12 protein-coding genes and 1 other annotated feature are annotated in these 12,858 nt (G+C 46.6%); all 12 genes read right to left on the bottom strand.

What is annotated here, in order from left to right:
• Positions 1-162 precede the first annotated feature (162 nt).
• On the bottom strand, positions 163-2,940 hold the full coding sequence (gene ileS / locus BR02_RS0101405) for an isoleucine--tRNA ligase (RefSeq protein ID WP_031513484.1): 2,778 nt from the start codon (positions 2,938-2,940) through the stop codon (positions 163-165).
• Between the two features lie 151 nt (positions 2,941-3,091).
• Positions 3,092-3,323 (bottom strand) — a binding site (T-box leader).
• Positions 3,324-3,389: 66 nt separating this feature from the next.
• Positions 3,390-3,929, bottom strand: a complete 540-nt coding sequence (locus BR02_RS0101400) for a DivIVA domain-containing protein (protein WP_051688056.1) — start codon at positions 3,927-3,929, stop codon at positions 3,390-3,392.
• A gap of 28 nt (positions 3,930-3,957) precedes the next feature.
• On the bottom strand, positions 3,958-4,752 hold the full coding sequence (locus BR02_RS0101395; RefSeq protein WP_031513480.1) for a photosystem II electron transport protein, Sll1252 family: 795 nt from the start codon (positions 4,750-4,752) through the stop codon (positions 3,958-3,960).
• Positions 4,752-5,018, bottom strand: coding sequence for a YggT family protein (locus BR02_RS0101390; protein ID WP_031513478.1), 267 nt, complete (start codon positions 5,016-5,018; stop codon positions 4,752-4,754). The genes BR02_RS0101395 and BR02_RS0101390 overlap by 1 nt, the downstream gene beginning before the upstream one ends.
• A 19-nt stretch (positions 5,019-5,037) precedes the next feature.
• Positions 5,038-5,859 carry a pyrroline-5-carboxylate reductase gene (gene proC, locus BR02_RS0101385; protein WP_031513476.1) on the bottom strand — a complete coding sequence of 274 codons (822 nt, stop codon included), beginning with the start codon at positions 5,857-5,859 and terminating at the stop codon, positions 5,038-5,040.
• Between the two features lie 19 nt (positions 5,860-5,878).
• Complete coding sequence (locus BR02_RS0101380) at positions 5,879-6,307, bottom strand: cell division protein SepF (protein WP_031513474.1); 429 nt, start codon at positions 6,305-6,307, stop codon at positions 5,879-5,881.
• 17 nt (positions 6,308-6,324) lie between these two features.
• Complete coding sequence (locus tag BR02_RS0101375; protein ID WP_337999107.1) at positions 6,325-7,011, bottom strand: YggS family pyridoxal phosphate-dependent enzyme; 687 nt, start codon at positions 7,009-7,011, stop codon at positions 6,325-6,327.
• A gap of 63 nt (positions 7,012-7,074) precedes the next feature.
• Positions 7,075-7,935 (bottom strand): biotin/lipoyl attachment domain-containing protein, encoded by an 861-nt coding sequence (locus BR02_RS0101370; RefSeq protein ID WP_476580445.1) that lies wholly within the window; start codon positions 7,933-7,935, stop codon positions 7,075-7,077.
• Positions 7,936-8,228: 293 nt separating this feature from the next.
• Positions 8,229-9,584 (bottom strand): two-component system histidine kinase PnpS, encoded by a 1,356-nt coding sequence (pnpS, locus tag BR02_RS0101365; protein WP_031513468.1) that lies wholly within the window; start codon positions 9,582-9,584, stop codon positions 8,229-8,231.
• 3 nt (positions 9,585-9,587) lie between these two features.
• The gene (locus BR02_RS0101360) at positions 9,588-10,298 is read right to left on the bottom strand and encodes a winged helix-turn-helix domain-containing protein (RefSeq protein ID WP_031513466.1); all 711 of its coding nucleotides are present in this window, start codon (positions 10,296-10,298) and stop codon (positions 9,588-9,590) included.
• Positions 10,299-10,317: 19 nt separating this feature from the next.
• On the bottom strand, positions 10,318-11,148 hold the full coding sequence (pgeF, locus tag BR02_RS0101355; RefSeq protein WP_207640965.1) for a peptidoglycan editing factor PgeF: 831 nt from the start codon (positions 11,146-11,148) through the stop codon (positions 10,318-10,320).
• Positions 11,149-11,181: 33 nt separating this feature from the next.
• Positions 11,182-12,732 carry an MBL fold metallo-hydrolase RNA specificity domain-containing protein gene (locus BR02_RS0101350; RefSeq protein ID WP_031513461.1) on the bottom strand — a complete coding sequence of 517 codons (1,551 nt, stop codon included), beginning with the start codon at positions 12,730-12,732 and terminating at the stop codon, positions 11,182-11,184.
• Positions 12,733-12,858 lie beyond the last annotated feature (126 nt).

Here is a 12,858-nt window from a genome sequence, read left to right as displayed (position 1 = left end):
TTAAAGATTCAAAACCTTAATAAATATATGCAGGTATTGAAGCCGGCCCTCAGTTATATTTTGCTAATAATGTATTATTGTACTAATACAGTTTATCAAATTTTCTGTCACACAACAACCAAAACCCGGGATAATAATTCCCGGGTTTTGACAGTGATTATCTTATTGGTTTACCACACCGGCGCAGCGGGGACACAGGGTGGGATGTTCTGCACTCTGCCCCACCTCTTCGTGGTACATCCAGCAGCGCTCGCATTTTTCTCCCGGTGCCGATTCTACTTTTAGGGCCATACCGGTAATGGTTTCGCCGGTGACAGCATCCGCAGGGATGCCCTTATACAGCTGGGCTTTGGAAGTAATAAACAGTATGTGCAATTGTTCTTCCATTGGTTTTAAGAAGTTATACAGTTCCTCGTCGGCATAAACATGCACTGCCGCTTCCAAGGAATTACCGATAATTTTTTCCCGGCGGGCATTTTCCAGGTGTTTAAGCACCTCCGCCCGCACCTGCATCAATCGATCCCACTTTTGCTCCAGTTCCAGGTCGATGTACTCTTCCTTTAACTTAGGCATATCTAACAACTGCACACTTTGGGGTGCGTCCGAGCCTTTAGGCATATAGCGATAGATTTCTTCTGTGGTAAAGGCCAGTATGGGTGTTAGCAGCCGCACTAAGGAGTCTAACACCAGGTAGAGCACCGTTTGAGCCGCCCTGCGTTCTTGGGATTGGGCCGGGGCGGTGTAAAGGCGGTCTTTAATAATATCCAAGTAACGGGCACTCATATCCAACACACAGAAATTGTGGATGGCATGGTAAACCAGGTGGAATTCATAGTTATCGTAAGCCTTTAGTACTTTCTCGTTTAACCTTTGCAAGCGCAGCAGTGCCCAGCGGTCCAGCTCCAGCAATTCTTGATAGGCTACACTGTGCTGTGCAGGGTCGAAGTCATGAATGTTGCCCATTAAGAAGCGGCAGGTATTGCGAATTTTGCGGTAAGATTCGGTCATTTGCTTAATAATGTTGTTAGAGACCGCTAAGTCGCCCCGGTAATCGGTGGATGCCACCCAAAGGCGCAAAATATCGGCACCCATTTGGTTAATTACCTTTAAGGGGTCTACCACGTTACCCATTGACTTGGACATTTTGCGGCCCTTTTCATCCACCACAAAACCGTGGGTCAGCACCGCCTTGTAGGGGGGTTCTCCGGTCACTGCAACGGCAGTGGATAGGGATGAGTTGAACCAACCCCGGTGCTGGTCGCTGCCTTCTAAGTATAAATCGGCCGGCCAGCGCAGTTCGGGCCACAAATCAGGTTGCTTTAGCACGCCCATATGGCTGCTGCCGCTGTCAAACCATACATCCATGATGTCTGTTTCTTTCTCAAAGGCTGTGCCGCCGCATTGGCAGGTGATGCCTTGGGGCATCAGGTCCTTTGCCTCCCGGGCAAACCAGGCATCGGAACCATGCTCGGCAAATATTTCCTCCAGGTGGGCAATGGTTTCTTCGGTAATCAGTTCTTTGCCGCAGTCTTTACAGTAGAAAATCGGAATGGGAACGCCCCAGGTGCGCTGGCGGGAAATACACCAGTCACTGCGGCCTTCCACCATGTTGTAAATGCGATCTTCACCCCAGGCAGGAATCCACTGCACCTTATTGCGGATGGCATCCAGTGCCTTTTGGCGGAATCCTTCCACTGAAGCAAACCACTGCTCGGTGGCCCGGAAAAACACCGGGTTTTTACAACGCCAGCAGTGGGGGTAAGAGTGTTGAACTTTATCTTGGTGCACCAGCTTACCTTGACTGCTTATTTCATCAATAATATCTTTGTTGGCATCCCATATCTTTTGTCCGGCAAATTTGCCGCCTTCGGCGGTAAAGGTACCCCGATTGTCCACCGGAGATATAACCGGCAGTTTGTATTCTTTACCCACTAAGAAGTCTTCTTCACCGTGGCCGGGCGCTGTATGCACACACCCTGTACCTGTTTCAGTGGTCACGTGATCACCTAGAATAACCAATGAATCTCTTTCTACAAAGGGGTGCCGGCAGACCACACGCTCCAGCTCTTCACCCTTAAATTGCTGCAATATTTGGGCCCCTTGCCGGTCTATTAACTCTAAGTATTTCTCTAAAAGCTCTTTTGCAAGAAGATGTTTTTCATCATCCAATTGCACCAGTACATAATCCAGTTCCGGATGTAGGGCAATGGCCACGTTAGCAGGAATTGTCCAGGGGGTGGTGGTCCAAATTACCACATATGTTTCTTGTTCGGGCAAGATGCCTTTGCCGTCCACCACCGGAAACTTCACGTAAATGGACGGTGAGCTTTTGTCAGCATATTCCACTTCCGCTTCAGCCAGGGCAGTTTCACAGCTGGCACACCAATAAACCGGCTTGAGCCCTTTGTAGATATAGCCTGCCTTGGCCATTTCGCCAAAGACACGAATTTGCTTGGCTTCAAACTGGGGCAGCAAGGTAAGGTAGGGGTTTTCCCAATCCCCCCGCACACCAAGGCGTTTAAATTCTTCCCTTTGAATATCAATAAATTTTAAGGCATACTCCTTGCACTGCTTCCTAAAGTCCACCGGGTGCACCTTATGTCGGTTAATTTTTAGGTTTTTAATGGCCTGCTGCTCAATGGGAAGGCCGTGGGTATCCCACCCGGGCACATATGGTGAATCGTAGCCCGCCATGGAGCGGTATTTAACGATCATATCCTTTAATACCTTGTTCAGTGTATGGCCCAGGTGAATGTGGCCGTTGGCATAGGGAGGGCCGTCGTGTAAAATAAATTTTGGTCTGCCCTGGTTCTTCTCTTGCACTTGCTTATAAATATCAATTTCTTCCCACCATTTTAATATTTCCGGCTCCCGCTTGGGCAAGTTGCCCCGCATGGGAAAATCCGTTTTGGGCAGGTTGAGTGTCTTAGCATAGTCCATAATTAATTGCTCACCTCTTAATTAGTTTTATCTTTCCAAGTTCAAAGTTTTTTATGTTAACCGGCTATGCCCATGGGCACAATCCGACTAAAATACCTGTAGCCACTGCCAAAAATACCCGATTATGATTGCTAAATAAAAAAACCGCCCCCCAAGGGACGGATTTTTCCGCGGTACCACCCTTGTGAAACAGGCGTATGGCATACCTGAATCACTCAAGCACCGTTAACGTCGGTGTAGCCGATGCGATCTACTGGGTTGTAAAACCTTTGGAGTCGCACACCTCCCGGAGGATATTCAGCAAGGGAAATGTACCCGGTTCCACCATGGCGGGCTCTCTGTAACATTTAAACCATGCCTACTGTTCCGATCATAGGTATTATTTGTTTAATTATATTGCATTACACAATTATACAAAAAGTAATGTTATCGGTCAACTTTTTGTCTGGCTATACCGCCTCTTCCTGTTCATTTGTTTGGTCATTTGTCTCTTCTTCCAAAAGTTTTTTTTGCGCCAGGTCCTCATTATTAATGAGATCTAACTGCACCTCTAAGAAGGTGCGAAACTGTGTGCGAAAAACTTCCGCTTGCTTTTGTATTTCACGGTATTTCTTCTCTATTTCTTCTGCCTGGGCCTGGGCGTCGGCAATTATTTTTTTGCCCTCTTCTTCCGCCTGTTGAATTATGTTCTCTGCCCGCTGCATTGCATCCCGCATCATTACTTTAATTTCCTTGTCTGCGGTTTCTTTCATGTCCTGGGCGTTTTTCTGGGCAATTACCAGTGTGTTTTTAATTGCTTCTTCTATATCACGGTATTTTTCGTGGCGGGTTTCGCTATCTGCCAGACTCTGTTGCAGGTGATGGTTTTGCCGCAACAGTTCTTCCATTGCATCGGCAACTTCTTCCATAAACTTGTCCACCTGCCGCTCATCATAACCCCGAAAGTTCTTTTTAAATTCCATTTGCCTAATATCAAGGGGAGTAAGCACCGATGACACCACCTTTTAATAAATAATTCTACAAGTACCTATGTAGCACTAATGAAATACGGCCCTTTTTTGTATTACCTTTAAGCTCTGCAACCTTTACTCTACCGCGGCCTCGCATTGAAAGCATGTCCCCTTCTTTTACGGGGGCGGCCGGGTTACTGCAGGTGGCCCAGTTTAGATTTAATCTTTCCGCTTGGATCTCTCTGAGCAGCTTACTGCGGGATGTACCGTAACCTGCCGCCGCCACGGCATCCAGGCGCATTGATGCTACGGTGGCGTTTATTATTTTAATCTTGGCTTGGGGCAGTTGCAGCTGCCGGCGGGTGATTTCCTTAACCGTAACCCCCACCCTGCCCACCTTACATAGGCTGGCCCTGATATAGGACGCCACATCGGCATCCACCACCAATTGGGCACCCCTTTCGTCCACTATTAGATCGCCAATTTTTTCTCTTTTCAGCCCCAGGCCCATTAAAGAGCCTAAGTAATCCCGGTGGTTAACCTTTGCCAGTTTAAAATTGCCTTCCACCGACAGAAAGGCTAATTTTGCATCCACCTCTTCCACCGGCAAATAATCAGGATATATCACCACCCGACAGCGTTCAGCTTCGGGGTATCCGCCATCCACATAGGTTTCCAGATCCGCTATTGGGTTTATGGCAGAACGTACCAGGCCGGTGTGGTAGGGGTCATAAAAATCAGTAACTGCCGGCTGGTGGTTTTTGAGTACATTTTCTGCCATATCCATAACCCGGGCCAGCAGTGTTTTCTCCTCTGCACCTGCATAACGGTTTAATATCCGCTCTCGGTCTATCACTGACATTAGAATATCGCCCTAATTAGCGGTAATACAAGCCAGTACTGGATGATGGCTAAGGTAAAGAAAGCAGCAATGGGTGAGAAGTCTATCATACCCACCGGAGGAATAAAACGCCTGAAAATTCCCAGATAAGGTTCTGTCAAATCATATATAAATCTAATGGCCGGATTGTAGGGGTTGTGCTTTACAAATGATAAAATAATACGCCCAAGCAACATAAATTTATAAACTTCAAAACCTACATTAACAATATCGTAAATTATCTTCAAAATCCACCCACCTCATTACTTATTTTGGCCCTTTAGACATTTGTTTAGACTGTTCTGTGGCGGCCATTACAGCATTCATCAGTGTTACCCTCAGCCCCCCGTCTTCAAGGGCGTACATTCCCGCCGACGTTGTACCCCCAGGGGTGATAACCATATCCTTTAGCCGTCCGGGGTGCTCACCTGTCTCTAACACCATTTTGGCCGCTCCCAGCATTGTTTGCGTAGTAAGGGCGGTGGCAACTTTACGGGGCAAGCCCACCCTAACACCGGCATCTATCAGCGCTTCTAAAATAACATACATGTAAGCCGGTCCGCTGCCCGAAAGGCCGGTCACCGCATCTAACAATTCTTCCTTAACGGTAACTACCTTGCCCACCGAAGAAAAAATTGTTTTGGCAATATCAATATGTTTAGATTCGGCATATTTACCACCACATAAGGCGCTGGCACCTTCTGAAACCAGGCAGGCAGTATTAGTCATAACCCTTACCACCGGTGTGCCGCCTAAATAACTTTCTATGTAATCTGTCGATATTCCTGCCACAAAAGATATTACTGAGTGTTCAGCCTTAATATTTTGTTTAATATCAGCAAGTACTTCACTGATCACCTGGGGCTTTACCGCAATTATTAGCAGCTGGGCTGACTGGGTTAACTGCAGGTTATCAGCCACAGTTTTAATACCGGTCTTTTCTTTTAATAATTGCAGCCTTTCTTCGTCTGGGTCACTTACAAAAATCTTTTCCGGCTTGACAATGCCATTTTTTATTAAGCCGCCTATTAACGACTCTGCCATAACGCCGCCACCCAAAAACCCAATCAGCTGCCCATCCAAAGGCATAAAATCTCCCCCTAATTAACTATGACTGCAGAATGGAAAAGATGCCCTTTTCCCGCACCCGTTCTTTAATTTCGCTGGCTATATCAATGTTGTTAGGCACAAATAAAAAGATGTTTTGGCCCACCTTTTGCATGCTACCGTTTAAAGCATAGGTAGAGCCGCTTAAAAAATCAACTATCCGGCGTCCTAAGTCAGCATCTAATTTTTCTAAGTTTACTATTACCGGGCACCGGTTTCTTAAATTATCAGCAATGCCTTGCACCTCATCATAGGTTGAAGGTTCTACAACAACAACCTGCACCTGACGTTGACTGTGCAAGCTGACTATATTGGCCTTTTGCTTACCCTGCCAGGCGTTGTCAACTCCTTTTTGCTCCTGTTCATCATCCACTATTTCTTCTTCCAAGCCAATAATACCCATCATTTTATCCATAAACCTTTTACTCATTTTTCCGCCCCCTTATTTTATAGCGTCTGTCTACGAAAAATGGCCGAACCAACCCTAACTATATCCGCCCCTTCTTCAATGGCCACTGTGAAATCATTGGTCATGCCCATGGATAAGATCCTTATGCCGGGCCACCGGGATGCCAATTTATCCCGCCACCGGGCAAGTTCCCTAAACACAGGTCTGACTTCTTCGGGCTTGTCAACAAAAGGGGCCATGGTCATTAAACCCTGTATTTCTATGCCCTCTAAGTCAATGGCGTGGTAAATAAAGTCTTCCAGCTCCAGCGGATTTAAACCGTACTTTGATTTTTCACCGGAAACGTTAACCTGAACTAATACTTTGGTTTTTATATTGTTGCTTAGGGATAAACTGTTGATTTTTTCTGCCAGCGACCAACGGTCCAGCGAGTGAATTAACACCGTTTTCCCCAACAGTTTTTTAACCTTGTTGGTTTGCAAATGGCCAATCATGTGCCAGTTGGCCTTGGGAAAGTGCCGGTATTTTTCCACCAGTTCTTGCACACGGTTTTCACCAAAATCAACAATCCCGGCCTCCATTACTTGGGTAATGTATTGTTGGGGTACGGTTTTGGTAACCGGCAACAGCTTAACAGAGCCGGGGGGTCGACCACCGCGCAATTCCGCTTCCTTAATTTGTTTTTGTACCTTAGTTAAGTTATCTAACACATTAATATCAGTCAATACAAGCCGCTCCCTATATAGTATTTAACAAGCAGTTCGTCGGGCACAGGTTTGCATTGGTATTTACTTATTAACTCTGTCCCCTTCTTTAACCAGGTGAGGGTTGGCAACATATCTTACCCCACCGGAAAGGGCAGGGCTTTCTACCGCCACCTTACCTTGAAGAACACCTTTTATTTCCACCGGTACCCAACATATCTTTTGTCTTTGTACAATGTATAAACCTGGCTGTGTATCCCTATATACCAGGTTAGCCTCCTCCACCAACAAACCTGTCAGTTCAGTTTTTAGCAATTCAAATTCCGCAACTCTCTGGAAAATCAATTCCTCAGGATAGCTGTTTGCCTCCACCAACACCGATTGATTCTCCTTTTTTGCCTGGGATTTTATTATCCGGCTGGTAAACCATTGGCCTTGGTACATCAGGTTAAGACCTTGTCCTTCCTCCAACAGCTTGGGTGGAATTTTTTCATCTTTTAATTCAAGGTATATTAGCACCGGTCTTAGGTTATCCACCAGTTTAACCACCGCTTGTCCTCGCTCCACCATGGTGGTTTGACCACCGGGCTGAGCAGTGACCTTTTTCCTTATGGTACCAATTCCGGATAAATCCAATTCACGAAGGGTGGCAGGGGTTAATACTTCCTCCAGACCGTCAATGTTAGTACAGACGGCACCTGCTGTGGGAGCCGCAAGATTATGCACCCGGCTGCCTCCCGGAGTGTCTAAACTCAGGGCGCTTACCTTTGCCACCACCGCATGGGCAGCAACCCGCCTACCCTGTTCCACCACCAGTTCCAACTCACCATTTATGGGAGACCGTATTACAGCCTCTTCTTTAGCAACTAAGCCTTCAACCGGAAGGGTTATGCTAACGGTATCTTTACTGATGGTATTGATACTTATCAGTTGATTTAACACCATCGGGCGCGCAACATTAACAATGGTCCAAACTAATATTGCCAGTATTAAAAAGATAATACATGACCCGAAAAAAAGTCTTTTCTTTCTTTTTCTTAAGCGACTCAAGGGCTGCATTCCTTTAACATAATATTGATAGGCTTCCAAAATTTATTCGACGGTCACTTTTTAAATCCTTCCCACAACCGTTCAATTGTTAATAAAAGGATTGGGTTGTCCGCCGGGTCTGTCCTTTTAATTAGGCTGGGTTTAATAGCACAAGTGGGGCATCTGAATACCTTCATGGGTTTAATTTGTTAATTAAGCGGTACAGTGAAGCTAAATACCGCCCCCTGATTATGGTTTTGCACTGTAATGGTGCCGCCGTGCAATTCTACCACATGTTTAGCTATGGCAAGGCCCAAGCCCGTTCCGCCGGCGTCCCTTGACCGGGCCTTGTCCACCCGATAAAAACGCTCAAAAACTCTGGTCTTGACCTCTTCCGGTATTCCCGGTCCGGTATCATGTACCGACACCTTCAGTTCCTTTGGATGCAGGGTTACCATAACAGCCACCTTACCGCCCACCGGAGTGTATTTAATGGCATTATCGATCAGATTGATCAATACTTGAAACAAAAGGTCCTTTTCCCCTTGTATCAAGGGCAGGTGGCTTGGTATTGCAGTTTCAAGTTTAATGGCCTTGTATTCAGCCTGGGGCTTAAAAATTTTCAGTGCTTGGGTAATGATGGCTGATAGATCCACCTCTTGCTTCTTTAACATGGTACGCTTATTCTCTAACTTAGACAGTTTCAGCAGGTCATCTATCAATCTTGTCAGCCTTTCAGTTTCTACATTCATGATGTTTAAAAAATTATAGGCGGTTTTGGGGTTATCTATGGCTCCGTCCAAGAGGGTTTCTAAAAAGCCTTTAATGGAGGTCAAAGGCGTGCGCAGTTCATGGGAGACATTGGCCACAAACTCACTGCGCATCTTCTCTAAATGACGTCTTTCTGTAACGTCACTCATTATGGCCACTACACCAAGGTGCTTTGTGCGGTTTCCCTTTAGCGGTGTGGCCTTCACCTTAAATATTCTGGGCTCCGGCAGCAATATTTTTATTTCCCGGCTTAAGGGTTGGCAATGATCTAAAACCCGGCGCAAGAGTTGATCCAATTCATGGTTTCTGATTACTTTATTTACTTTTTCACCCAGACACTCCTTACGTCCAACTTTAAAAAGCCTTTCCATGGACGGATTAATCATTAACACCCTCCCTTGGGAGTCCAGGGCAATAACACCGTCACCCATGCTGTCTAAGATGGCCTTGGCCCGGTTGCGCTCTTCGTTAATCTTGGTGATGTGTTGGCGCAGTTGATTAGCCATTGTGTTAATGCTGATAGCCAAATCATCTATTTCTTCCGTGCCCCGCACTGTAATTTCCTGTTCTAATATGCCGCCGGCCATCTCATATGCAGTGGTGGTAACTTGCTCCAAAGGGGCGATTAGTCTCGATACCATTATGTAAGCGGTAACAGCGGTGGCTGCAACCAAGACCGGCACCGCAGTTAAAAGGGTAATAAGGCCATTGGCATATAAAAGCATTAATAAAAGAAAAATCGCCAGTAATATAAGATAACTGGCAATGGTACGAGTCTTAATCCCCAGTTTCACCTGTTATACCTCCTTAAACCGATAACCTACACCTCGCACCGTTTCTATCAGTTGTGGGTTGCCGGGAACTTGCTCTAACTTTTTCCGTATATATCTGATGTGCACGTCCACCGTTCTAGAGTCACCGGTATAATCATAACCCCATATTCTTTCCAATAAAAAATCCCTGGTAAACACCTTGCCGGGATGCCGGGCTAAAAAACGCGTCAGCTCAAACTCCTTGGGGGTTAGTTCTAATTTAGTATCATTTACACTGACCACAAAGCGATCTTCGTCTATTGTCATCCCGCCAATGTGGAGCTTATTGGTATAAATATCCTTTTTGTCAGTAGCATATTCAGCCTGCCTGCGCAGTCGGGCTTTCACCCTGGCCACCAGTTCCCTTGGAGAAAAGGGCTTAACTATGTAGTCGTCCGCCCCCATCTCCAGGCCCAGCACCCTGTCAAACTCCTCTGCCCTGGCACTGAGCAAAATTACCGGAATAACCTTTGTCTCCGGATCACTGTTTAAAGTACGGCAAACGGTTAATCCGTCGGTGCCGGGAAGCATTATATCCAGCACCACCAGATCCGGTTTTTCTTGCCTGGCAAGCTCCAGCGCCCGGTCACCGTTACCGGTTGTGATCACCCGGTAGCCTTCCCGCTCAAGGTTAAACTTCACCAACTCAATAATGTGTTCTTCGTCATCCACCACTAAAATTTTTTCCTTGGGCATTGTCCCCCTCCCTTTAGAACTATATTAGCATAATAAAGGATGCCATTCTGCCGGTTATGCCACCGGCAGCCCGGTAGGAAAAAAACATATGGCTGTTGCAGCAAGTACAAATGGCTGCAATGCTTATATTTTCACCCCTTATGCCGGCATCTATCAGTACCCGTAAATTGGTCTCCCACAAGTTTAAGAGCCATTGGCCGTCACCGCAGGCCTTCACCAGTTGATGCCAATAGCTAAATGACCTCTTCAATTTATCAATGACAGGTTTATCAACAAGATAACAGCATGGCCCAATGGAGGGACCAATGGCTGCGATAATTTCTTTAGGGTCACTGCCAAAGGTCTTAGTCATCTGCTGCACCGTCTTGGCGCCAATTTTGCTTACCGTACCTTTCCATCCCGCATGGGCCAAACCCACTGCCTTTTGTACCGGGTCCAGAAAAAAAAGAGGCACACAATCTGCATAATAGCTGGACAGCGGCACTCCAGGTGTCTTGGTAATTAAAGCATCCACCCCGGGCAGGGCAGATTGATAGCTACGGCTGCCCCTGCCCAGGTGCTGCTCTGTCACCACCGCCACTTGGTCTTGGTGTACCTGTTGACCTGCCACCAAGCGCCCACTGTCTATTCCAATGGCATTGCAGGCCCTACGCCGGTTAACCAACACCGCTTGATGCTCATCGCCAACATGAAGGCCTAAATTTAAAGAACTGTATCTGCCTTCGCTGACCCCTCCTAAGCGGGTAGTAAAACCGTGAGCAACCAACGACGTTGCCGTAAAGGAAGGAATGCTTAAATAAGTGACCGGGCCCAAGTCATTGAGTAAAAAACCACCGCCGGCTCGCTGCAAAAACTATCACCCCTAACCATACCATTGGTACTACTATATAACAGAATCCAGCCAGCGTTCCAGTTCTCTTAATCGTCTTAATAGGGTATCACAATCACTGATATCCATACCCGATTGCATATACAGTTCCAGCTTCTGGGCAACATTTTGGTAGTTTTCACGCAGTAATTCACACTTAGCTTTAACATCCACCGTAAGATCAAATTCCTGCAACATTTCCGGCACAATGGCCTCAATATTCAACTGCTCATCAATTAGTTGGGCCAGTTTATTTGCAGCCGCAGTTTCACCGTGGGTAACAAACACCTGGCGGGGCGGCTTTATAAATTGTCTCAACCAAGCCAACAAAGCCGTTTGGTCAGCATGGGCAGAAAAACCGTCTATGTTTCTGATTTCAGCCCGCACAGCCACCTCCTCGCCATGAATACGAATTAATTTCTCCCCGGAAACCAGCCGCCTTCCCAGTGTACCTAAAGCCTGGTAGCCCACAAACAGTATGGTGCATTCAGGCCGCCACAGGTTATGGCGCAGGTGGTGTTTAATGCGCCCTGCATCACACATGCCGCTGGCAGAAATGATAATATTAAAGCCGGGCTTCTCATTTAACGCCCTGGATTGTTCTGCGGTAACAGAATAGTGTAGGTTTTCCAGTCTTAAGGGATGCCAACCCTCGCTAATTAATTGGTTGACCTCTTCATTGTACATGCTGGGATGGCGATCTAAAACCTGGGTGGCTTTGATAGCCATGGGGCTGTCAATGTAGATGGGGACCACCGGAATACTGCCTTGTTTTTGTAACCGGGCTATTTCATAGACTATATCCTGGGTTCTTCCCACGGCAAAGGCAGGAATAATTAAGTTGCCGCCCTTTTGGTAGGTATCCACAATGGCCTGGCGCAGCATATCTTGTTTATCATCTTTGTGTTTGTGGGTTCTATTGCCGTAGGTGGACTCCATTATTACATAATCCGCATTGAATATAAATGACGGTTCGTTAATAAAGGGCTGCTTGACATTACCGATATCACCGGAAAACACCAACTTAGTTTCCTGGCCACCCTCATTGACCCATATTTCAAGCATTGACGAACCTAGGATATGGCCGGCATCTAAAAATCGTGCCGTTATTTGAGGGGTAATGGGAATGATGTCCCCGTAGGCAACTCGCTCAAAATATTGCATTGCTTTCTCACCGTCTTCGGCAGTATAGATAGGCTCAATTAACTTACGACCGGAGCGGCGGTACTTTCGGTTCTTGCGTTCACATTCCATCTCCTGTATGTACCCGGCATCGGGCAGCATTACTTCACACAGGTCTGCAGTGGCCGAGGTGGCGAACACACGGCCCTTAAAACCATGCTTTATCAGTTTAGGCAATAGCCCGCTGTGATCGATGTGGGCATGGGTAAGTAACACAAAATCAATGCTGCTGGGGGGTACCACAAAGTCACGATAGTTGCGCTCCTTAAGCTCCTTGGTGCCTTGGAACAAACCACAGTCCACTGCAATTTTATGGTTGCCCACCTCTAACAGAAAGCAAGACCCGGTTACCACCTGGGCCGCACCTAAAAATTTAATACGCACTGTAAATAACCTCCCGTCCTTTTGACAACACTTATGATATAAGTTCAAGCAAAAGTAGGGGTTTCCCTGCTGAAAAGGGGTTAATTTGACAATTTCCCGCCATTTCAATCCATGCACTCCGTGTGG

Source organism: Desulfofalx alkaliphila DSM 12257 (assembly GCF_000711975.1).
In the GTDB taxonomy this organism is placed as follows: Bacteria; Bacillota; Desulfotomaculia; order Desulfotomaculales; family Desulfohalotomaculaceae; genus Desulfofalx; species Desulfofalx alkaliphila.
The sequence above is the reverse complement of the archived record's forward strand: the minus strand, read 5'-3'. Positions and strand labels throughout refer to the sequence as shown.